We start from the raw sequence: 22949 nt of genomic DNA, 5'->3' as shown, positions 1-22949 counted from the left end.
ACAGTGGGGCGTGGCGGGCTAGTCGGCCCGGCATGACCGACATGCCCCCCGAGACTCCGCCCGTCCTTGCAGCCCCCGCGCCCGAGGCTGGCGCGCCAGCCGTCAGCGCGCGCGAAACCATTCTCGTTTCCGGCAAGGCGATCACGCCGGGGGCGGGGTCCGAGGCATTTGGCGCCGTGCGGCTCGATTCCATTGCCCTCAGCCCGGTATCGGGTCGTGTGGAGGATGCGCTGCGCGGCATTGGCGGCATCCAGCTTTTCCGCGCCACGTCCACCCGCACGTCCAACCCTTCCGCGGATGGCGTCACCACGCGCGGCTTTTCCGGCAATGCCGCCAGCCGCATGCTGGTCACCCTCGATGGCGTGCCGCTCAATGACCCCTTTTTCGGCTATGTCGCCTGGACCAGCCTGATCGGGCGCGAAATCGCCTCGGCCGAAGTCGTGCGCGGCGGCGGCGTGGGCGGCTCGGGTGCGCTCGCTGGAACCATCGCCTTCGTCAGCGACGCCCGGCCCACCCACATGCGCGCGCGTGTCGGCAGCCGGGCCTCCGTCGAGGTGGAGAGCGCTGCCGGCATTGCCGTCGCAGGTGGGCACATGGCGCTGTCCGGTGGCCTGTCACGCGGCGATGGGCACAAGCTGGTGGCAGAGCCAGGCCCGGCCGATGCCGCCGCCCGCTATGATCAATGGGGTGTCGGCGCACGCCATGTGGCGGAGCTGGGCGCGGTCACGCTGGAATCCACGCTTTCGGCCTTCGAGGATAACCGCCTTCGCGGTGTCGAGGGGGCCGACAACCATGCCAGCGGCGCCGATGCGAGCCTGCGCGTCACCCATGAGGGCGCCTGGCGCCTGCAGGGCCTTCTGCATGGCCAGATGCGGGCCTTTTCCTCCGTCATCCGCACGCTGGACCCGGCCCGCGCCGTGGCGACCACCGTGCTCGACCAGGAAAAGACGCCGGCCTCCGGCTGGGGCCTGCGGCTGACGGCAGAGCCGCCGCTGGGCGCGGATGCCGCCTTGCAGCTCGGTGCCGAATGGATCGCACGCGAAGGCTATACAAACGAGCTTTTCCGCTATCAGGCCGGCCTGCCGACACGGCAGCGAAAGGCCGGTGGCAGCCAGGACATCGCCAGCTTGTTCGCCGACGGCAGCCTGCGGCTGGGTTCAAGCCTGCTGCTTACGGCAGCCGGCCGCGTCGATCACTGGCGTCTTGGTGATGGCATGCTGCGCGAGATCGATCTCGCGACTGGCTTGCCGACTCTTGACGAGCCGGCGGCGGATCGCTCCGGCACCGAAGGCAGCGGCCGGCTCGGCCTTGCCTGGCGGCCGCTTCCCGCCATTGGCCTGCGAGCGGCTGCCTACACCGGCTGGCGGCTGCCAACCATCAACGAGCTTCACCGGCCCTTCCGCGCCGGTCTCAATGCAACGGCGGCCAACCCCGCCCTGAACCCCGAGCGCCTGAAGGGCGTGGAGGCAAGCCTTGGCTGGCAGCCGATCGCGGCCATTGATCTTTCGGTCACGCTGTTCGCCAACCAGCTGGACGATCCGGTTTCCAACGTGACGCTGGGGCAGGGGCCGGGGCTGTTTCCGGGTGTCGGCTTCGTGCCGGCCGGCGGCAGCTATCGCCAGCGCCAGAATCTGGATCGCATCCGCAGCCGCGGGGTGGAGGCCGATGCACGCGTGCGTCTTGGCGCGACCCGCATCGATGCCAGCCTCGCCTATGTCGACGCGCGGGTCCGGGGCGGTGGCCTCGATGGCGAGCGGCCTTCGCAGGCGCCCGAACTTTCGGGCAGCATCGGCATCGGCCATCGTGTCGGCCCCCTCGATGGCGCGGTCACCTTCCGTCATCTCGGGCCGCGCTTCGAGGATGATCTGAACAGCCGCCGACTGCGGTCCGCCTCCACCGTCGATGCACGGCTGGCGCTCGACCTCGGGCGCGGCATCACGCTGGAAGCTTCGGCCGAGAATCTGACTGACGCCAGGATCGAGACCGGCTTCTCGGGCGCCCAGCCCGAGCGTGGCCAACCACGCACCTTGTGGCTCGGCCTGCTTGTCCGCCCGCGCTGAGATCAGCGCCTTCTCTCAGCTTGTCAGCCAGCTGCCGGCTGGCCGCGCGTCAGCTTCTGGGTTGTGTGAGGCTGCTTCGTCAGGGGGCGGAAGCGCGCTTCGCTCCGTATGACACCGTTGCCCCGGAACGGGATGCTGGCATCGGTGCGCGTTGTCTGCCGCACGAGAAAGGGTGTGCCGTTCGCGCCGGATTTGTAGTCGCTCGTCGCCTCGAAGGCCCGCATCTTCGCCACCATCATGATGCTGAAGGGCTTGGCCGCATAGATGCGCACGCGCTGAAGGGCCGGTTCCTGCCCGGATGTGTCAAGGATGGCTTCGGCTGAAAGCCGGCCCGAAAAATCGGGGCCCTTCATGCCGAGGGCGCCGGGCTTCAGGGCTTTCCAGTGATAGATGCGCAACGGGCCTTCCTGGCGGATGCTGTCCGGCTGGCCGGCCAGCAGGATGTGCAGGCGGTGATAGCCGGGCGGTTGCTGGCTGGTGACCTGCTTGCGCCATTCGTCGCGTTCCTTGTCGCCCGGGCTGCGGCCGTCGATGCTCAGCAGGCTCCAGCGCTCGCCATCCGGCAGGGCAGGGTCGTGCCGGTCCACGCGGACGAGCGGGGCCGTTTCGCCATCGGTTTCGAGGCGGAGGGTGCGCTCGAAGGCGGGTGGCCCGGCAACGCTGGCGCTGGCGCGCAGACGGTCGAGCAGGGCGTCGGCCTGCGCCGGCCCTGGAAGCGCCAGCGCAAGGATGAAGGCGAGGCTAAAGGAAAGGCCGGCAGCCCATGGGGTGCGTTCAGCCACGCATGATCCGGTTGCAGCTGGCATTGATCCTCCTTCGGCCTTCTGATCGCCCACATTATGGCATGTTCAGTCAGGAGGCCATGGTCGACGCCCGCGCGTTACCGGATGATGAATGCCTCAGCTGTCGAGGAAGCTCCGCATCTTGCGGGACCGCGAGGGGTGCTTCAGCTTCCTGAGCGCCTTTGCCTCGATCTGGCGGATCCGCTCGCGCGTCACCGAGAACTGCTGGCCCACTTCCTCGAGCGTATGATCGGTGTTCATGCCGATGCCGAAGCGCATGCGCAGCACGCGCTCCTCGCGCGGGGTGAGGCTGGCGAGAACGCGGGTCACCGTTTCCTTCAGGTTGGAGTGGATGGCGGCATCCACCGGGATCACGGCGTTCTTGTCCTCGATGAAGTCGCCGAGGTGGCTGTCTTCCTCGTCCCCGATCGGGGTCTCGAGGCTGATCGGCTCCTTGGCGATCTTCAGCACCTTGCGCACCTTGTCGAGCGGCATGGACAGCCGCTCGGCCAGTTCCTCGGGCGTCGCCTCGCGGCCGGTCTCGTGCAGATACTGGCGGCTGGCGCGAACGAGCTTGTTGATCGTCTCGATCATGTGCACCGGGATGCGGATGGTGCGGGCCTGGTCGGCAATGGAGCGGGTGATCGCCTGCCGGATCCACCAGGTGGCATAGGTCGAGAATTTGTAGCCGCGCCGGTACTCGAACTTGTCCACTGCCTTCATCAGGCCGATATTGCCTTCCTGGATGAGATCGAGGAACTGCAGCCCGCGGTTGGTGTATTTCTTGGCGATCGAGATGACGAGCCTGAGGTTCGCCTCCACCATTTCCTTCTTGGCGATGCGCGCCTCGCGCTCGCCCTTCTGCACCATGTTCACGATACGGCGATATTCGTTGAGGTCGATCCCCGTTTCATGGGCGATCTGGGAAAGCTCCTCGCGGATGCGGTCCACCTCGCCGGCCTCGGCCTTGGCGAAAGCGGCCCATTTCTTGTCGCGGCCGGCATTGGCCTCAAGCCAGGTCTCGTCCAGTTCGTGGCCGAGATAGCTGTCGAGGAAGTCCTTGCGCGGAATCCTGTGCTTGTCGGCCAGCTTCATCATCCGGCCGCCCAGAGTCATCAGGCGCCGGTTGAAGCTGTAGAGATGCTCGACCAGAAATTCGATCTTGGCATTGGTGAACTGCACAGCCGCGATCAGCTGAGTCAGCTCCTGGCGCAGCTTCTGATATTTCCGCTCGTCCGCGCGGGGCAGATCCTGGCCCTGGGCCATGGCGTGCATGCGGGCGGCCTGCAGCTTCAGGAACTTGTCGTAGCTCGCCTCGATGGTGGCGAAGGTCTCCAGCGCCTGCGGTTTCAGCGCCTCTTCCATGGCGGCAAGGCTCATGCCGCCTTCATCGTCATCGTCGTCGAAGGTCTGCCGCTGGGCGCGGCGCTCGGTCATGCCGTCCTCTTCGTCGGGGGCGGCAGGCTCTTCGGCCTCCTCTTCCTCGTCCTTGAAGGCGACGGGAAGGTCCGAGCCCTCCTCCTCATTTTCTTCCTCGGTTTCGCTGGGCTTGGCCAGCATCGCCTCGAGGTCGAGGATCTCGCGCAGCTGCATGCGCCCCTCGTTGAGGGCGTTCGACCAGTCGATGATGGCGGCGAAGGTCATGGGGCTTTCGCACAGCCCGGCGATCATGGTGTCGCGGCCAGCCTCGATCCGCTTGGCGATGGCGATCTCGCCTTCGCGCGAAAGCAGTTCCACCGCGCCCATCTCGCGCAGATACATCCGTACCGGGTCATCGGTGCGGTCGAGCTTTTCCTTGGTCTGCGGGGTGATGGGGGCGGGGCCGGCGGCGGAGTCGATCTCGACTTCCTCGACCGCTTCCTCTTCCTCGGCTTCCTCGGCCGTGTCCTCGGTTTCGGTGATGTTGATGCCCATGTCCGACAGGGCGGACATCACATCCTCGATCTGCTCCGAGGACATCTGGTCCTGCGGCAGGGCGGCGTTCAGTTCTTCATAGGTGATCCAGCCGCGCTTCTTCGCTTTCGCGATCAGGCGCTTGAGGCTGGCTTCATTGAGATCGATGACGGGGGCGCCATCGGCTTCCGTCTTCTCGGGAGCCTCGGTCTCGGAAAACGCTGCTTTCGCCATGCCGGTCCTGTCTGCCAGTCCTAACCGCGTGCAGCGCGAGGGGCAGGGCTGCCGCTCACGCCGGATCGCTTCCAATTGCCAATGCAGTCAACCTGCGGCGTGCATCTTCCCGCTCTTCAGCCAGGAGCCTCCGGCGCTCGAACGCTCTGGCAAAGGCCTCATCACTGGAAAGATCGCCAGGTTGCTGCTTTTCGGACCCTATGTGGTGCAACTGGGCCAGAGTCGCAAGGGCAGAGCCGATGGCCGCGTCGAATTCCGTTTCGTCCATGTCAGCCGGGAAGCGCGGCGTGACGCCCGCCAGCACATCGCCGGGGTCGCGGCCATGGAGCAGCGCATCGCGTGCAAGGGCCAGCGCCTCTGTCCTCAGGTTGAGATGGGCGAGGGCTTCCGCATGGTGGGCGAGGGCTTCGGGCCGCGCGGCGAGGCTGGCGAGAATTCCGGCGATACCGGCTTCGGACGGGGTGTTCGCCATGGCGCGCGTCTCGGCAAGCGCACCGGGCGGCGGCAGCGGCTGGCCGCGCCTGTAATCCTGCCTGTAATCCTGCCCGCGGCCTGTCCGTGCCCCGGTTGCCGGGCCCCCGCCGCGCTGCGGGCGCGCGGCGCGGAAAAGCGCGTCAGCCCGGTCGAGCCATGTCGAGAGATAGTCGCGCCTGAGATCCTGGTCGGCGATGTCGGCGGCCAGGGCCTTAAGCCGCGCCTTCAGTGCCCCGCGCCGCTCCGGCGTGTCGAGCGGGGCCGCGCCGGCTTCGGCATCGAACAGGAAGCGGTCCAGCGGGCGAGCGGTGGCCAGCAGCGCTTCGATGGCCGCGTGGCCGCCGTTCCGGGCGATGTCGTCCGGGTCCTGCCCGGGGGGCAGGGCAAGGAAGCCAAGGCTGCGGCCCGGTTTCAGCAGCGCGAGCGCGCGATGCGCGGCGCGCAGGCCTGCCCGCATTCCGGCTGCATCGCCATCGAAGGCGAGCAGCGGTTCTGGAACCAGCCGCCAGGCCAGTTCGAGCTGCTCTTCCGTGAGCGCGGTGCCAAGCGGCGCCACGGCTTCCTCGAACCCGGCCTGGGCAAGGCCGACCACATCCATATAGCCCTCGACCACCAGCAGCCGGCCGGATTTCCGCGCCGCCGGGGCCGCCCGGTGCAGGTTGTAGAGAAGCCGCCCCTTGTGAAAGACCGGGCCTTCGGCGGAATTGAGATATTTGGGCTCCACATCGCCAAGCGCGCGCCCGCCGAAGCCGACGACACGGCCGCGCCGGTCATGGATGGGGAACATCAGCCGCCCACGGAAGCGATCATAGCGGCGGCCTTCGCTTTCCCCGGCAAGGCCGGCGTCGAGCATCTGCGCCGGTTCAAGCCCGGGAAATTTCGCCATCATCGCGCGCGAAAGGGCATCGCGCGAATCGGGGGCGAGGCCAAGGCCGAAACGGGCCGCGACATCGGCGGAAACCTGTCGCCGCTCCAGATAGGCGCGGGCATCCGCGCCAGACACGCCCGCCAGTTGGGTGCGATACCAGTCGGCCGCCGCTTCGAGCAGATCCTGCAGGCCGGCGCGGCGGCGGGTCTCGGGGTCGGGCTGCCGCTCTTCCGGCATGGCCAGCCCGGCTTCGGCGGCAAGGCTCTTCACCGCCTCGATGAAGCTCAGCCCGTCCTGCGCCATGACGAAGCCGATTGCGTCGCCATGGGCGCCGCAGCCGAAGCAGTGATAGAAGCCCTTGTCCTCGTTCACATAGAAGCTGGGCGTCTTCTCGTTGTGAAAGGGGCAGCAGCCCTTCATCTCGCGCCCCGCGCGCACGAGCTTCACCCGCCGGCCGACCAGCGAGAACAGCCCGATCCGGGCCCTCAGGTCATCGAGGAATTCGGCCGGCAGGCTCATCTCAGGAAAGTGCCGCCTTCACGAGGCCGCTGGCCTTGCCCATGTCGAACTTTCCGGCGAGCTTTTCCTTCACCAGGGCCATCACGCGGCCCATGTCCTTGACGCTCGTGGCGCCGGCTTCGGCGACGATGGCGGCAACGGCGTCACGGGCTTCATCATCCGAAAGCTGTTTCGGCAGGAAGCTCTCGATGACCGCCAGCTCGGCCTTTTCGGCTGCGGCAAGCTCGGCACGGCCGCCGCTTTCGAACATCCCGATCGATTCGCGGCGCTGCTTCGCCATCTTCGCCAGCACGTCCATCACCAGCACGTCGTCGTCCGTGGGCGCGCCGCCGGTGCGGGCCTCGATGTCCCTGTTCTTGATGGCGGCCTGTATCAGGCGGATTGCCGCCACACGGTCGCTTTCGCGCGCCTTCATCGCAATGGTGAGGGCTGCCTTGATATCGTCGCGGATCATTCCCGTGTCTCCTTGAATCGTTACATTAGGGTGCCGCCTGCCATTGACCAATGGGCCTCGCAACCGTATCGCGGCGCCTTAGCCCAAAACCTGCTTACTGAGGATCTGCCGATGGCCGAAGACACCCGCTTGCGCCAACCGTCCGGCGCGACTGGAGTCGTCGCGCTTGCCGACGGCACGCTTTTCTGGGGCCGTGGCCTCGGCGCCGAGGGCGAGGCTGTTGGCGAGCTCTGCTTCAACACCGCCATGACCGGTTATCAGGAAGTGATGACGGACCCGAGCTATGCCGGCCAGATCATCACCTTCACCTTTCCGCATATCGGCAATGTCGGCGCCAACCCCGAGGATATTGAAGGGGCCAACCCTCATGCGCTTGGCTGCGTCGTCGCCGAACCAGTCACCGGCCCGTCCAGCTTCCGCAGCGCACAGCGCTTCGACCAGTGGCTGGAAAGCTGGGGGCGCATCGGCCTAGCCGGTGTCGATACCCGCGCCATCACCCGCCGCATCCGCAAGGGCGGCGCGCCCAATGCTGTCATCGCCCACCGCCGGGATGGCAAGTTCGACGTGGAGGCTCTGATCGCCCGCGCGAAGGCGTGGAGCGGCCTCGAGGGCCTCGATCTCGCGAAGGCGGTTTCCTGCACCCAGAGCTATCGCTGGGACGAAGGCCCATGGGTGCTGGGCAAGGGCTATCTGCCCGGCGACCTTCCGGCTGACGCGCCCCATGTCGTCGCCATAGACTATGGCGTGAAGCGCGCGATCCTGCGGCAACTGGTGGATGCCGGCGCCCGGGTGACGGTCGTGCCGGCCACCGCCAGCTTCGAGGATATCATGGCCCTGAACCCGGACGGGCTCTTCCTGTCGAACGGCCCCGGCGACCCGGCCGCGACCGGTCTCTATGCCGTGCCCGTCATCCGCCAGTGGCTGGAAAGCGGCAAGCCGCTGTTCGGCATCTGCCTTGGTCACCAGCTCCTCGGCCTCGCCATCGGCGCGAAGACCGCGAAGATGCACCAGGGCCATCGTGGCGCGAACCATCCGGTGCAGCAGCTTTCCGACGGCAAGGTCGAGATCACCTCGATGAACCACGGCTTCACGGTCGAAAGCGACAGCCTGCCCGGCAACGCGCGCCCCACCCACATCAGCCTGTTCGACCAGACGCTCTGCGGCCTCGAACTGACCGACCGCCCCGCCTTTTCCGTACAGCATCACCCCGAAGCCTCGCCCGGCCCGCAGGACAGCTATTACCTGTTCCGCCGGTTCGTCGACGGGTTGAGGAAGGCCGCCTGACCCATGCCCAAACGTACTGACATCTCGTCCATCCTCGTCATTGGCGCCGGCCCGATCATCATCGGCCAGGCCTGCGAGTTTGATTATTCCGGAACCCAGGCCGTGAAGGCGCTGAAGGGGGAGGGCTACCGGGTGATCCTGGTGAACTCCAACCCGGCCACCATCATGACCGATCCGGATCTGGCCGACGCCACCTATGTCGAGCCGATCACGCCCGAAGTCGTTGCCCGTATCATCGAGAAGGAGCGGCCCGACGCCGTGCTGCCCACCATGGGCGGGCAGACCGCGCTCAACACCGCGCTCGCGCTCTTCAAGGACGGAACGCTCGACCGCTACGGCGTGACGATGATCGGCGCCGACGCGCACGCCATCGAAAAGGCCGAGGACCGGCTGAAGTTCCGCGAGGCTATGGACTCCATCGGCCTCGAATCCCCGCGCTCGGCCATCGCCCACACCCTCGACGAAGCCCTGAAGGCGCTCGATCATGTCGGCCTGCCCGCCATCATCCGCCCCAGCTTCACGCTTGGCGGCACCGGCGGCGGCATCGCCTACAACCGCGAGGAGTTCCAGAAGATCGTCCTCGGCGGGCTCGACGCCAGCCCCACCACCGAAGTGCTGATCGAGGAATCGGTCCTCGGCTGGAAGGAATATGAGATGGAAGTCGTCCGCGACCGCGCGGACAACTGCATCATCATCTGCTCGATCGAGAACATCGATCCGATGGGTACCCACACGGGCGATTCCATCACCGTCGCGCCGGCGCTGACGCTGACGGACAAGGAATATCAGATCATGCGCAACGCCTCGATCGCGGTGCTGCGCGAGATCGGGGTGGAAACCGGCGGCTCCAACGTCCAGTTCGCGGTGAACCCGGCCGATGGCCGCCTCGTCGTGATCGAGATGAACCCGCGCGTCAGCCGCTCCTCGGCGCTGGCTTCCAAGGCGACCGGCTTCCCCATCGCCAAGGTCGCGGCCCTTCTGGCCGTCGGCTACACGCTGGACGAGATCCGCAACGACATCACCGGCGTGACCCCGGCCAGCTTCGAGCCGACGATCGACTATGTCGTCACCAAGATCCCGCGCTTTGCCTTCGAAAAGTTCAAGGGCGCCGATTCGACGCTCGGCACCGCGATGAAGTCGGTCGGCGAAGTGATGGCCATTGGCCGCAACATCCATGAATCGCTCCAGAAGGCTCTGCGCGGCCTCGAAACCGGGCTTTCCGGCCTCGACGAGCCGGAAGCGCTGGCCAATGCCTCCAAGGGCGAGATCCTTGCGGCGCTGGCCCGCCGCGTGCCCGACAGGCTTCTGATCGCGGCGCACGCGCTGCGCGCCGGCATTCCGGCAAGCGAAATCGCGCGCGTGTCCCACTATGATCCCTGGTTCGTGGAGCGGCTGGCCGAAATCGTCGAAGCCGAGGAAGCGGTGCGCGCCAACAGCCTGCCCGACGATCTAAGGCCGCTGAAGGCCATGGGCTTTTCCGATGCGCGGCTGGCGAAGCTCGCCGGGCTTTCCGAAGCAGAGGTGCGCGCACGACGCCATGCCGCCGGTGTCCGCCCCGTGTTCAAGCGGATCGACACTTGCGCTGCCGAATTCGAGAGCCTTACGCCCTACATGTACTCGACCTACGCCGGCACCGAGTGCGAGGCGGAGCCGACGGACAAGCGCAAGATCGCGATCCTGGGCGGCGGGCCGAACCGCATCGGCCAGGGTATCGAGTTCGACTATTGCTGCTGCCATGCCGCCTTCGCGCTGGGCGATGCCGGGTTCGAGACCATCATGGTCAACTGCAACCCGGAAACCGTCTCGACCGACTATGACACGTCGGACCGGCTCTATTTCGAACCGCTGACGGCCGAGGATGTGCTCGAACTCCTGCATCTCGAACAGTCGCGCGGTACGCTGGAAGGCGTGATCGTGCAGTTCGGCGGGCAGACTCCGCTGAAGCTCGCCAAGGCGCTGGAAGCGGCCGGGATCCCGATTCTCGGCACCAGCCCCGATTCCATCGACCTTGCCGAGGACCGCGAGCGTTTCGCAGCCCTGGTCGAGCGGCTGGGCCTGAAGCAGCCCGCCGGCGGAATCGCCCGCTCGCGCGAGGAGGCGATCGCCGTTGCCGAGCATATCGGCTACCCGGTGCTGATGCGCCCGAGCTATGTGCTTGGTGGCCGCGCCATGGAAATCGTGGAAACGACAGCCAGCCTCGAGACCTATATCGAGACGGCCGTTCGCGTCTCAGGCGACAGCCCCGTTCTCATCGACCGCTATCTGCGCGACGCCATCGAGGTGGATGTGGATGCGCTGGCCGATGGCGAGACCGTCTATGTGGCCGGCGTTATGCAGCATATCGAGGAGGCCGGGGTCCATTCCGGCGACAGCGCCTGTTCGCTTCCGCCCTACAGCCTGCCCGCCGACATCGTCGCCGAGATCGAGCGGCAGGCGAAGCTTCTTGCCGAAGCGCTGACGGTGCGCGGGCTGATGAACATCCAGTTCGCGGTGAAGGACGGCGAGGTCTATCTGATCGAGGTGAACCCGCGCGCCAGCCGGACGGTGCCGTTCGTCGCCAAGGCGCAGGGGCGGCCCTATGCCAAGATCGCCGCGCGCGTCATGGCCGGGGAAATGCTTTCCACCTTCGAACTGAGGCCGCGCGGCTCGGGCCACATCGCGGTGAAGGAAGCCGTGTTTCCCTTCGCCCGCTTCCCCGGAACCGACCCCGTTCTCAGCCCCGAGATGAAATCGACGGGCGAGGTCATGGGCATCGACAGCGATTTCGCCATGGCCTTCGCCAAGAGCCAGCTTGGCGCGGGCAACATCCTGCCCATGGGCGGAACGGTCTTCATTTCCGTGAAGGACAGCGACAAGCCGCTTATCCTCGAAGCGGCGCGCGGTCTCGTTTCCATGGGCTTCGATCTTGTCGCCACGCGCGGCACGGCAGAATGGCTGAAGGGCGAGGGCGTTTCCGTCGCCACCATCAACAAGGTGCTGGAAGGCCAGCCCCATATCGTGGACGCCATGACAGATGGCCGGATCGCCATGGTCTTCAACACGACCGAAGGCGTGCAGTCGCTGAAGGATTCGGAAACCATCCGCAGCGCCGCATGGTCGCAGAAGGTTCCGATCTTCACGACTGCGGCTGCGTCCGATGCCTGCGTGAAGGCGATTGCCGCCATGAAGTCCCGGCCCATGGATGTGAAGCCGCTTCAGGCCCACCACGCCATGACGGCGCCTCCGGCCTGACCGCTATCGGCCGGGCGGAGAGCATCGGCGGGGGGTGTCAGCGCATGTGCCTGCCTCTCCCCGCTCCCAGCTCTGACCTGGCCTCTGCCTGAAGCCACCGCAGACCCCCTGCCTGCCCCGTGCGGGGACTGCCCTTGCGGAAGGCTTGAAGGCCCCTTAAACTCTCACCGCATTTCAGGGTGAACCATTTCCTTCCGACAGCAGTGCGGGCCTGATGGCGGAAACTCCGCCGAAGCCCCCCTGCCTGCCGGAGCAACTTCAGAGTAGACCATGGCAACGATTGATAAGGTTCCGATGCTTGCCGAAGGGCATGCCCAGCTTCTGCGGCAGCTCAAGCATCTGAAGGAAGTCGAGCGCCCCGAGAATGTCGAGGCCATCGAGGAAGCGCGCGCCCACGGCGACCTTTCCGAGAATGCCGAATATCATGCGGCCAAGGAGCGGCAGAGCCAGATCGAGGCACAGATCGCCGATTACGAGGACAAGCTCGCCCGCGCGGTCGTCATCGACCCGACGACCCTGTCGGGGGACAAGGTCGTCTTCGGCGCCACCGTCCGCCTGCTCGACGAGGACGACAAGCCCGTCACCTGGCAGATCGTGGGCGAGGTCGAGGCTGACGCCAGGAACGGACGAATCAGCTACAACAGCCCGCTGGGGCGCGCGCTGATCGGTCGCCGCCTCGGCGAGGAAGTGGAAGTGGTGACCCCGTCGGGTGATCGCAGCTACCTGATCGACGCAGTCGAATTCCGCTAGGCGGGTTGCCTGCGCCGGTGATGAAGCCCTTCCAGCCACCCACGGCGTACGCCACGCGTGTCATCCTGATCATCTGCGCCGGGCTGCAGCTGCTGTCCGTGGTGATGGGGCCTGGCTTCGACCAGTCCGTCACCCTGGCGGCGGGTCTGGTTCCGGCCCGCCTGACAGGCGATGTCATCGGGCTGAAAGGCGCCATTCCGGCACCGCTGACCCTTGTCAGCCACATGTTCCTGCATTCGGGTCTGGTGCACCTTGCCATGAACATGGTGTTCCTGGCCTGGGCCGGGCGGCAGGTGGAATGGCTTCTCGGCCCGGCGCGCCTTGTGATCCTGTTCCTGCTGGGCGGCATTGTCGGCGGGCTGATGCAGGTGGCGATCAATCCATCCTCGATCATTCCCGTCGTCGGCGCATCAGGCGGCATATCCGCCATCTTCGCAACCTATGCGCTGCTCTTTGCCCGCGATGGCGAAGCCCCCGCGCGCCTGTTCGGCCTGGTCATTTCAGCGGAAACCGTGCGTGCGTTTCGCTATGCGGCGCTCTGGATCGGCCTGCAGCTGCTCACGGCTATTGCCTTCAATCTTCCCGGCGCGGGCGGCATCGCCATCTGGAGTCATATCGGCGGTTTCCTGGTGGGCCTGCTGTTTGGTCTGCCCCTCGTGCGCTCCAGGGGCGGCCGTCCGTCCTGAAGACAGGAGGGCAGGGGACTTCCCGGCCGGTTCCCGATGCACGTTTCCCCATCATCCGTACCTGAAAGTCGCTGAGCAGGCGCACGCCATGCCGCCGCAGCCGGCTGGCTGGCTGGCGCTACAATGCCCCGATATTGCCCCGGGCATAATAAAATGGGGCCGGACGTTGCCGTCCGGCCCCATTTCCATGTTCGGGGAAGCGCCCCCTCGATCACCATGCGCCCTTTGGGCTGGCGGTGAACGAAAGGGCCCGGGCCTTACTTGCCCATTTCCTTTTCCAGATTGTCGACGATCGCCTGGAAGAACATTTCCGTCGTCATCCAGGACTGATCCGGGCCGATGAGAAGGGCGAGATCCTTGGTCATCTTGCCTTCCTCGACCGTCTGGATGCAGACGCGCTCAAGGGTTTCGGCAAAGCGCGTGACCTCGGGGGTCTCATCCAGCTTGCCCCGGTGCTTCAGGCCACCCGTCCATGCGAAGATGGATGCGATCGGGTTGGTGGACGTCTGCTTGCCCTGCTGGTGCTGGCGATAGTGGCGTGTCACGGTGCCATGGGCCGCTTCGGCTTCGACGGTCTTGCCGTCGGGCGTCATCAGCACCGATGTCATCAGGCCGAGCGAGCCGAAGCCCTGCGCCACGGTGTCGGACTGGACGTCACCGTCATAATTCTTGCACGCCCAGACGAACTTGCCGTTCCACTTGAGCGCGGAGGCAACCATGTCGTCGATCAGGCGATGTTCGTAGGTGATGCCATGGCGCTGGAAGTCCGCCTTGAATTCCTTGTCGAACACTTCCTGGAACAGATCCTTGAAGCGGCCGTCATAGGCCTTCAGGATCGTGTTCTTGGTGGACAGATAGACCGGCCACTTCCGCGCAAGGCCATAATTCAGCGAGGCGCGGGCGAAATCGCGGATGGAATCATCCAGATTGTACATGCCCATCGCGACGCCGGGCGACGGGAAGTCATAGACTTCATATTCCTTGGAATCCGAGCCGTCCGCTGCTTCCCAGCGCATGGTCAGCTTGCCGGGCCCGGGAACGAGGAAATCGGTCGCGCGATACTGGTCGCCGAAAGCGTGGCGGCCGATGACGATCGGGTCGGTCCAGCCCGGAACCAGCCTCGGGATGTTCGAAATGACGATGGGCTCGCGGAAGACGACGCCGCCAAGAATGTTGCGGATGGTGCCGTTCGGGCTCTTCCACATCTTCTTCAGGCCGAATTCCTCGACCCGCGCTTCGTCGGGGGTGATTGTGGCGCACTTCACGCCCACGCCATGCTCGCGGATCGCGTTCGCGGCGTCCACGGTGATCTTGTCGTCGGTGCGGTCCCGCTCCTCGATGCCGAGGTCATAATAGCGGAGGTCCACGTCAAGATAGGGAAGGATCAGCTTCTCGCGGATCCATTGCCAGATGATCCTGGTCATCTCGTCCCCGTCGAGTTCGACGACAGGGCCCTTTACCTTGATCTTGCTCATGCCACCTCGATGCGTGCTGTTGTGGATCGTTCGCACATGTCCTTAGGGAAGGGAAATCAGCGCGGCAAGCGCATCAAGGCCGGACAGGCATTCCATATGCCCGAGATTCTCCGGATTGGCGAAACCCTGGTCCGCCATGTGGTGCAGCAGCGCGACGAAGGGCTGCCAGAAATCCCCGTCGCCCAGCAGCCACACGGGCCGGCTGTGCAGCCTGAGGTTCCGCCAGGACAGTATCTCGACCAGTTCATCGAGCGTGCCGAGGCCGCCCGGCAGGGCGAGAATGGCGTCCGCCCGCTCGAACATGAGGGCCTTGCGGGCATGGAGGGTTTCAACGACCGTCATGTCCTCGCACAGCGGCTCGGCGACCTCCCACTCCTTCAGGAAGCGTGGAATGATGCCTTGCGCCCGGCCGCCCGCGGACAATGTCGCGCGCCCGATCTCGCCCATAAGGCCGAGTGCGCCGCCGCCATAGACCAGCGTGACGCCCCGCTCCGCAAACAGGCGGCCGACGGCTGCGGCCAGGGCCGCATGCCGCGGATCGACACCTGACCGGGAGCCGCAGAAGACCAGAACGCTTCGGATGGGGCCATTCCCGGCAGCCGGCACGGTGGTGGGGGAGGGCGATTCGTCGAGGGGGTGTTTGCGCATGGCGCCCGCGCTAGCAGGCTTCGAACCCCGGCTGCCAGAGGGCGTCCGGGCGATGCGGGCCGGGCTGGAAAGTGGGCCGCGCGGCACATTCCTGGGGCGGCCGGGGGGGCGAAAGTTCAGCAAGAATTCAGCCCGCGCCAAGATTGCCCATTGCGATTTCACGCCTGCAAAGGCTAATGGCCCCGGAATTTTCAACGCAGGGACTCTCAATGGCAACCAATTCCGAAGCCATGCCCGACGCTCAGGAAGGCGTACGCCGCCGCGACTTCATCTATGTCGCGACGGGGGCCTTCGGTGCGGTCGGTGCCGCGGCCGTCGCCTGGCCGCTCATCAACCAGATGAACCCCTCGGCCGATGTTCTGGCGCTTGCCTCCATCGAGGTGGACCTTTCCCCGATCCAGCCGGGTCAGGCGATCAAGACCATCTGGCGCTCGAAGCCGGTGTTCGTCCGCAATCTTACCGCGGCTGAACAGGCGGAAGCGAACAAGGTGCCCGTGAGCGACCTGCGCGACCCCCAGACACTGGCCGAACGCACCATCGAAGGACGGTCGAACTGGCTGGTGACGCTGGGCGTCTGCACCCACCTGGGCTGTGTTCCGCTGGGTGCGGCCGAGGGTGAGGTCAAGGGCGACTACAATGGCTATTTCTGCCCCTGCCATGGTTCGCACTACGATACGGCGGGCCGCATCCGCAAAGGCCCGGCGCCGACCAACCTCGAGGTGCCGGAATACCGCTTCAAGTCTGATACTCTGATCGAGATTGGATGATCCCATGAGCTTCCCCTGGGCCAACCAATACGAACCCAAGCACCCGGCGATGCAGTGGCTGGACAGCCGCCTGCCGTTGCCGCGTCTGGTCTACAACGCCGTCGGCGCCGGCTATCCGGTCCCACGCAACATCAACTATTTCTACAACTTCGGCGTTCTCGCCGGGGTTGCGCTGGTGGTGCAGATCCTCACGGGGGTCATCCTTGCCATGCACTATTCCGCGCACACGCTGACGGCGTTCGATTCGGTCGAGCACATCATGCGTGACGTGAACTCGGGCTGGCTGCTGCGCTACCTGCACATGAACGGTGCCAGCTTCTTCTTCATCGTGGTCTATTTCCATATCTTCCGGGGCCTCTACTACGGAAGCTACAAGGCGCCGCGCGAAGTCGTGTGGATGCTCGGCGTCGTCATCTTCCTCCTGATGATGGCCACCGCCTTCATGGGCTATGTCCTTCCCTGGGGTCAGATGAGCTTCTGGGGCGCGCAGGTGATCACCTCGCTCTTCTCGGCCATCCCGCTCGTGGGCGAGGCGATCAGGACCTGGCTTGTCGGCGGTTTCGCGCCCGACAACGCCACCCTCACGCGCTTCTTCTCGCTCCACTTCGTGCTGCCGTTCGTGATCCTTGGCGTCGTGATCCTGAAGATCTGGTCGCTTCACATCCCGGGTTCCACCAACCCGACCGGCGTCGAGGTGCAGGGCCCGCAGGACACGCTGCCCTTCCACCCCTATTTCACCGCGAAGGACTTAGTCGGCATCTGCGTCTATCTGCTGCTGTTCGCCGCATTCGTCTTCTTCATGCCGAACTTCCTCGGCCACCCGGACAACTACATCCCGGCCGACCCGCTCTCGACACCTGCGCACATCGTGCCGGAATGGTATTTCTGGCCCTTCTACGCGATCCTGCGCGCCTTCACCGTGGACTTCCTGTGGATCCCGGCGAAGCTCTGGGGCGTGATCGCGATGTTCGCGTCGATCCTGCTGCTGTTCTTCCTGCCCTGGCTTGACAACAGCCGCGTGAAATCGACCAGCTATCGCCCGATGTACCGTATCTGGTTCTGGGTGCTGGTGGTCGACGTGCTCATCCTCGCCTGGATGGGCGGCGCTCCGGCAGAAGAGCCTTATGTGCGGATCAGCCAGATCGCCTCGGCCTATTATTTCGCCCATTTCCTCATCATCCTGCCGATCCTGTCCTTCATCGAGAAGCCGCTGCCGCTGCCCAACAGCATCGCGGAAAGCGTTTTCGCCAAGGCCGGCGTACAGGCTGAATCCACCCCGGCACCTGCTGCCGCGCAACCGGCGCCAGCCGAATAAGGGGGTCCACAGATGGTTCGTTTCATCGGCGTCGCCGCCGGCCTGGTCTTTGTCGTGGCACTTCTGATCGGGGCGCTCATGCCCCGCGAGGAAGTCGTGCCCGATCCGGTCAAGGCCATTCACCTCTATCCGCGCGATCCGGGCTTTGCCCATGATGGTCCGCTTGGCCTCGGCGTGTTCGGCACGTTCGATCGCGCCCAGCTCCAGCGCGGTTATCAGGTCTACAAGGAAGTCTGCGCTGCCTGCCATTCCATGCAGCGTGTTGCCTTCCGCAACCTTGCCGACATCGGTTTCAGCGAAGCCGAGGTGAAGGCGCTTGCAAAGGCCGCCGAAGTGCCCAGCATCGATCCGGCAACGGGCGAGGCAGCCACGCGTCCGGCGCTTCCGTCGGACAAGTTTCCCAAGCCCTATCCGAACGAAGTTGCGGCGCGTGCTGCCAACAACAATGCGCTTCCGCCCGACCTCTCGCTCATCGTGAAGGCCCGTCCGGACGGCCAGAGCTACCTCTACTCCCTCCTCACCGGCTATGATCGCCCGGTGCCCAAGGGCCATGAGGTGCCTGAAGGCCTGCACTTCAACCCCTATTTCCATTCGGTGAACATCGCCATGGCGAAGCCGCTCAACGATGGTCAGGTGGAATATGCCGATGGCACCAACGCAAGCGTCGACCAGATGTCGAAAGACGTCACGGCCTTCCTGCGCTGGGCTGCTGAGCCTGAACTGGAAAGCCGTCGCCAGGCCGGTGTCGCCACCATGATCTTCCTCGGCATCCTGACGCTTCTGGCCTTCCTGACCTACAGGCGCGTCTGGGCGGGCATTCCGCACTGAGGCTGGCCTCTTTCAGGGCCTGGCAGTCTTGCCGGCTGCCAGGATGCTCAGAACGAACAAGGGCGGGGGAAACCCCGCCCTTTTTCGCTTTCGGGACCAGGATGCGGTTTGTCATCATGACGCACTCGCCCGATGGTGCCTGACGGCTTAAGGGGAGTGCATGACAGAACAGCCAACGCTTGCGGGACGTATCGCCCGCTTTGCCCGTGTCGGGGCCAATCTGGGGGGGTTCGCCACCGGTGTCGCCGCCGCGCGCATGGGGGGGCGGTCGCTGGATGATCCGCGAAACGCAGCCGAACTGAAGCGGGTCCTTGGGGAACTGAAGGGGCCGCTGATGAAGCTGGCCCAGATCCTCGGAAACATTCCGGATGCCGTACCGCCCGAATTCGCACGGGAGCTGGCGGAACTCCAGGCCAATGCCCCGCCCATGGGGCCGGGTTTCGTCCGCCGCCGCATGTCCGGTGAACTCGGCCCCGACTGGCGCTCGAAATTCGTCGATTTCACGCCCGAGGCCGTCTCGGCGGCCTCGCTTGGCCAGGTCCACAAGGCCACGCTGTCCGGCGGCGAGACGGTGGCCGTCAAGCTTCAGTATCCCGACATGGCGTCGGCCGTGGAAGCCGATCTCGGCCAGCTCGACCTCCTGCTCTCGCTGTTCCGCCGGGTGGATGGATCGATCGATACCAGCCAGATCCGCGAGGAACTGGCCTCGCGCCTTCGCGAGGAACTGGATTACGGCCGTGAACTGCGCCACCTGCTGCTCTTTCGCGCCATGCTCGAGGGTGAGCCGCATGTGCGCGTGCCAAGGCCGTTCCCTGATCTTTCGTCCGATCGGCTTCTCACGATGGAATGGCTGGATGGCAGCCGCCTTCTGGAGTGGAAGGACAGGGATCCCGTCATCAGGAACCGCATCGCCGAAGCGCTGTTCCTGGCCTGGTATCGCCCTTTCTATCGCATGGGCGTCATCCATGGCGACCCGCACCTTGGAAATTACAGCGTAGCCGAAGCCTCTCCCGAAGGCGCTGTCGTCAATCTTCTCGATTTCGGATGCGTGCGCATTTTTCCGCCGCGCTTCATCGCCGGGGTGAACGAACTCTACCATGCGATCGAGGCGGACGACGATGAGCGCGCGGCCCATGCCTTCGAGATGTGGGGGTTCCGGGGCCTCACGCGGGACATTCGCGACGTCCTGCTCATGTGGGCGCGCTTCCTCTATGCGCCGCTTCTGGATGACAGGGTGCGCCCGATCGATCTCGATGGCCGGCCCGGCGAATATGGGCGCGAGACGGCCCGCAAGGTCCATGCCGAACTGCGGCGGCTGGGCACGGTGACGATCCCCGCCGAATTCGTGTTCATGGACAGATCCGCCATCGGTCTTGGGGGCGTCTTCATCCAGCTCGGGGCCGAGCTCAACTGGTCAGCGCTTTTCCGCAGCCTGATGGATGATTTCGATGAAGCCGAAGTCGCCCGCCGTCAGGCGGAAGCGCTGGCGGAGTCCGGGCTTTCCCTGGCCTGAGAGGCAGTATGCGACGTTCTGCCATTGCCTTTATGCGGTGCCCGTGGCTAAGGATTCCGACTTTCTTCAACCTTAGGCGAGGGGCTTATGTCTGAGCTGAACAAGGTCGCGCGCGACAACCGCAATGTCTACGAAGGCTTTCTGACCGCAACCAAGTGGGGCGTGATCCTCATCACCATCCTGCTGATCCTTATGGCGATCTTCCTCGCCTGACACGGGTGTGGCCCGGGCCGGTCATGGAACCGGGCCTGTCACGGAATAAGGGGAGGCTGATGCATATCGCGGTTCTGGCCGAAACCGCCGCCAATGAGCGGCGCGTCGCGGCAACACCCGAAACGGTGAAGAAGTATCTTGCCCTGGGTGCAAGCGTCGGCGTCGAAGCCGGCGCCGGGGCCGGCGCAAATATCGCTGATGCCGCCTTCGCCGAAGCGGGTGCCCGGCTGGGCACGCGCGAAGAGATTCTGGCCGGCGCCGGCCTTGTGCTGGCGGTGCAGGGGCCGGACCCGGCCGGTATTCCGGCAGGGGCGGTTCTGGCCGCCAGCCTCAACCCCTATCAGGCGCGGGAGCGGGTTGCGGGCTATGCCAGCGCCGGAATCGAGGCGTTGGCCATGGAATTGATGCCGCGCATCACCCGCGCCCAGTCGATGGATATCCTGTCTTCCCAGTCGAACCTTGCCGGCTACAAGGCCGTGATCGACGCCGCCGAAGCCTATGGCCGGGCCTTTCCCATGATGATGACGGCGGCCGGCACCGTAAGTGCTGCGCGCGTCTTCGTGATGGGCGTAGGCGTCGCCGGGCTGCAGGCGATCGCCACGGCACGGCGCCTGGGTGCGCTGGTGTCGGCAACCGATGTGCGGCTCGCCACGAAGGAGCAGATCCTCTCCCTCGGCGGAAAGCCGGTGTTCGTGGAAGACGAGGAAGCCAAGGCCGCCGAAACCTCTGGCGGCTACGCGAAGGAAATGTCCGACGCCTACAAGGCGAAGCAGGCAGCCCTCGTGTCCGAGACCATCGCGAAACAGGACATCGTGATCACCACCGCCCTGATTCCCGGCCGGCCGGCCCCCCGTCTGGTGACGGCGGCGCAGGTGGCCAGCATGAAGCCGGGCAGCGTCATCGTCGACATGAGCGTGTCGCAGGGCGGCAATGTCGAAGGATCGAAGCCGGACGAGCGTGTGGTGACGGACAATGGCGTCACCATCATCGGCTTTTCCAACTATCCGAGCCGGCTCGCGGCCGATGCCTCCGCGCTATACGCCCGCAATCTCCACACCTTCGTCTCCACCTTCTGGGACAAGGATGCAAAGCGCCTCGCCCTGACCGAAGGGGACGAGATCATCGAGGCGATCCGCGTGACTCGTGGCGGGCAGATCGTTCATCCGGCCCTTCAGGGCTGACGGAGGCGGACATGGATTTCATCACCATCCTCTCGATCTTCGTGCTGGCCTGTTTCGTCGGCTATTATGTCGTCTGGTCTGTCACGCCGGCGCTGCACACGCCGCTCATGGCCGTGACCAACGCCATTTCCTCGGTCATCATCGTCGGCGCCCTGATTGCGGCTGCCGCTGCCGGATCTCCGGTTGCGAAATGGCTCGGCCTTGCGGCTGTCGTGCTGGCAAGCGTCAATATCTTCGGCGGCTTTGCCGTGACGGAACGGATGCTCGCCATGTACAGGAAAAAGGAAAAGAAAGGCGGGGGGCAGTAAGATGATGCACGCAGCCGTTCCTGCCTGGGCGATGCTCGCCTATCTTGCCTCGGGCGTTCTTTTCATCCTGGCGCTTCGCGGGCTATCCAGCCCGGAAACAAGCCGCATGGGCAACCGCTTCGGCATGGCCGGCATGCTCATCGCGGTGGTCACCACCATCGTCACCCACGAACTGGCCAGCATCGGCGAGATTGCCGCCGCCATCCTGCTGGGCGGCGCGATCGGTTTCCTGGTTGCCCGCCGCATCGCCATGACGGCGATGCCGCAGCTTGTCGCCGCCTTTCACTCGCTGGTCGGCCTTGCCGCCGTGCTGGTGGGTGTCGCCGCCTTTCTCAACCCCGATGCCTTCGGCATCATGAAGCCCGATGGAAGCGACATCTACAAGGCAAGCCTGATCGAGCTCGGCCTTGGCGTCGCCATCGGCGCCATCACCTTTTCCGGCTCGGTCATCGCCTTCCTGAAGCTCAACGGCAACATGTCGGGCGCGCCGATCCTTCTGCCGATGCGGCATGCCATCAACCTTGGCGTGCTTGCCGCAATCCTCGTGATGGTGGCGATGTTCGGCCTCGACACGCCGGCCCTGTTCTGGGCGATCCTGATCCTGGCCTTCGCCATTGGCTTCCTCCTCATCATCCCGATCGGCGGGGCGGACATGCCGGTCGTTGTCTCGATGCTGAACAGCTATTCCGGCTGGGCGGCGGCGGCGATGGGCTTTACCCTGCAGAATACGGCGATGATCATCACGGGGGCGCTTGTCGGTTCTTCTGGCGCCATTCTCAGCTACATCATGTGCAAGGCTATGAATCGCAGCTTCATTTCGGTGATTGCGGGCGGATTCGGCGCCGAAAGCAGTGGCGGTGACGGTGCGGCCAAGGTGGACAGGCCGTGGAAGCGCGGCTCCGCCGACGATGCAGCCTTCATCATGAAGAATGCCGAGAAGATCATCATTGTGCCGGGCTATGGCATGGCCGTTTCCCAGGCGCAGCACACCCTGCGCGAGATGGCGGACGTGCTGAAGAAGGAGGGGGTGGACGTGAAATACGCCATCCACCCCGTGGCGGGGCGCATGCCCGGCCACATGAACGTGCTGCTCGCCGAGGCCAATGTGCCCTATGACGAGGTGTTCGAACTGGAAGACATCAACAGCGAGTTCGCACAGGCCGACGTTGCCTTCGTGATCGGGGCCAATGATGTCACCAATCCGGCCGCCCAGACCGACAAGACCAGTCCCATCTATGGCATGCCCGTGCTGGAGGTGTGGAAGGCCAAGACAGTCCTGTTCGTGAAGCGCTCCATGGGCGGAGTCGGCTATGCCGGTGTCGACAATGACGTGTTCTACATGGACAACACGATGATGCTGTTGGGCGACGCCAAGAAGATGACCGACGAGATTGTGAAGGCCCTGGCGCACTGAGACCGGCCGGGCGGGACCGGGCGTGCCCGCGCGCCAGCCCCTGTCCTGCCCC

19 protein-coding genes are annotated in these 22949 nt (G+C 65.3%); 13 read left to right on the top strand and 6 right to left on the bottom strand.

From position 1 onward, the window contains the following. The first annotated feature begins 32 nt into the window (after positions 1-32). Positions 33-2060, top strand: a complete 2028-nt coding sequence (locus tag ACUJ46_RS08445; protein ID WP_445390025.1) for a TonB-dependent receptor — start codon at positions 33-35, stop codon at positions 2058-2060. 23 nt (positions 2061-2083) lie between these two features. On the opposite strand, the gene ACUJ46_RS08440 is transcribed toward ACUJ46_RS08445, so the two are convergent. From ACUJ46_RS08440 to ACUJ46_RS08425, 4 genes are all read right to left on the bottom strand, one after another. After that, positions 2084-2842 (bottom strand): hypothetical protein, encoded by a 759-nt coding sequence (locus tag ACUJ46_RS08440; protein ID WP_445390024.1) that lies wholly within the window; start codon positions 2840-2842, stop codon positions 2084-2086. 117 nt (positions 2843-2959) lie between these two features. Next, positions 2960-4969, bottom strand: a complete 2010-nt coding sequence (rpoD, locus tag ACUJ46_RS08435; protein ID WP_445390023.1) for an RNA polymerase sigma factor RpoD — start codon at positions 4967-4969, stop codon at positions 2960-2962. A gap of 55 nt (positions 4970-5024) precedes the next feature. Next, positions 5025-6830: a DNA primase gene (gene dnaG, locus ACUJ46_RS08430; RefSeq protein ID WP_445390022.1), complete on the bottom strand. Its 1806-nt coding sequence runs from the start codon at positions 6828-6830 to the stop codon at positions 5025-5027. Between the two features lies 1 nt (position 6831). Continuing rightward, positions 6832-7284, bottom strand: coding sequence for a GatB/YqeY domain-containing protein (locus tag ACUJ46_RS08425; RefSeq protein ID WP_445390021.1), 453 nt, complete (start codon positions 7282-7284; stop codon positions 6832-6834). A 111-nt stretch (positions 7285-7395) separates the two neighbouring features. Here ACUJ46_RS08425 and carA point away from each other — a divergent pair, with 111 nt between their 5' ends. The 4 genes from carA (at position 7396) to ACUJ46_RS08405 (ending at position 13235) form a co-directional block, all read left to right on the top strand. Beyond that, positions 7396-8568 carry a glutamine-hydrolyzing carbamoyl-phosphate synthase small subunit gene (carA, locus tag ACUJ46_RS08420; protein ID WP_445390020.1) on the top strand — a complete coding sequence of 391 codons (1173 nt, stop codon included), beginning with the start codon at positions 7396-7398 and terminating at the stop codon, positions 8566-8568. A 3-nt stretch (positions 8569-8571) separates the two neighbouring features. Then, positions 8572-11799 carry a carbamoyl-phosphate synthase large subunit gene (gene carB, locus ACUJ46_RS08415; RefSeq protein ID WP_445390019.1) on the top strand — a complete coding sequence of 1076 codons (3228 nt, stop codon included), beginning with the start codon at positions 8572-8574 and terminating at the stop codon, positions 11797-11799. Positions 11800-12069: 270 nt separating this feature from the next. After that, a complete protein-coding gene (gene greA, locus ACUJ46_RS08410; protein WP_445390018.1) occupies positions 12070-12549 on the top strand; it encodes a transcription elongation factor GreA in 480 nt (159 codons plus the stop codon). Positions 12550-12569: 20 nt separating this feature from the next. Next, complete coding sequence (locus tag ACUJ46_RS08405) at positions 12570-13235, top strand: rhomboid family intramembrane serine protease (RefSeq protein ID WP_445390149.1); 666 nt, start codon at positions 12570-12572, stop codon at positions 13233-13235. A 257-nt stretch (positions 13236-13492) separates the two neighbouring features. On the opposite strand, the gene ACUJ46_RS08400 is transcribed toward ACUJ46_RS08405, so the two are convergent. Then, positions 13493-14710, bottom strand: a complete 1218-nt coding sequence (locus ACUJ46_RS08400; protein ID WP_445390017.1) for an NADP-dependent isocitrate dehydrogenase — start codon at positions 14708-14710, stop codon at positions 13493-13495. Positions 14711-14752: 42 nt separating this feature from the next. Then, positions 14753-15358 carry an LOG family protein gene (locus ACUJ46_RS08395; RefSeq protein ID WP_445390016.1) on the bottom strand — a complete coding sequence of 202 codons (606 nt, stop codon included), beginning with the start codon at positions 15356-15358 and terminating at the stop codon, positions 14753-14755. Between the two features lie 209 nt (positions 15359-15567). On the opposite strand from ACUJ46_RS08395, the gene petA reads away from it, so the two are divergent. From petA to ACUJ46_RS08355, 8 genes are all read left to right on the top strand, one after another. Beyond that, positions 15568-16125 (top strand): ubiquinol-cytochrome c reductase iron-sulfur subunit, encoded by a 558-nt coding sequence (petA, locus tag ACUJ46_RS08390; RefSeq protein WP_445390015.1) that lies wholly within the window; start codon positions 15568-15570, stop codon positions 16123-16125. 4 nt (positions 16126-16129) lie between these two features. Next, the gene (locus ACUJ46_RS08385) at positions 16130-17440 is read left to right on the top strand and encodes a cytochrome b (RefSeq protein WP_445390014.1); all 1311 of its coding nucleotides are present in this window, start codon (positions 16130-16132) and stop codon (positions 17438-17440) included. A gap of 12 nt (positions 17441-17452) precedes the next feature. Beyond that, positions 17453-18268 (top strand): cytochrome c1, encoded by an 816-nt coding sequence (locus ACUJ46_RS08380; RefSeq protein WP_445390013.1) that lies wholly within the window; start codon positions 17453-17455, stop codon positions 18266-18268. 160 nt (positions 18269-18428) lie between these two features. Next, positions 18429-19781 (top strand): ABC1 kinase family protein, encoded by a 1353-nt coding sequence (locus ACUJ46_RS08375; RefSeq protein ID WP_445390012.1) that lies wholly within the window; start codon positions 18429-18431, stop codon positions 19779-19781. A gap of 87 nt (positions 19782-19868) precedes the next feature. Beyond that, a complete protein-coding gene (locus tag ACUJ46_RS08370) occupies positions 19869-19994 on the top strand; it encodes an aa3-type cytochrome c oxidase subunit IV (RefSeq protein ID WP_445390011.1) in 126 nt (41 codons plus the stop codon). Between the two features lie 59 nt (positions 19995-20053). Then, entirely contained in the window at positions 20054-21175 is a 1122-nt protein-coding gene (locus ACUJ46_RS08365; protein WP_445390010.1) for a Re/Si-specific NAD(P)(+) transhydrogenase subunit alpha, read from the top strand. Positions 21176-21186: 11 nt separating this feature from the next. Next, the gene (locus tag ACUJ46_RS08360) at positions 21187-21483 is read left to right on the top strand and encodes an NAD(P) transhydrogenase subunit alpha (RefSeq protein ID WP_445390009.1); all 297 of its coding nucleotides are present in this window, start codon (positions 21187-21189) and stop codon (positions 21481-21483) included. Between the two features lie 4 nt (positions 21484-21487). Continuing rightward, positions 21488-22897, top strand: coding sequence for an NAD(P)(+) transhydrogenase (Re/Si-specific) subunit beta (locus ACUJ46_RS08355; protein ID WP_445390148.1), 1410 nt, complete (start codon positions 21488-21490; stop codon positions 22895-22897). Positions 22898-22949: the final 52 nt, after the last annotated feature.

The organism is Sandaracinobacteroides sp. A072 (assembly GCF_052616365.1).
The sequence above is the reverse complement of the archived record's forward strand: the minus strand, read 5'-3'. Positions and strand labels throughout refer to the sequence as shown.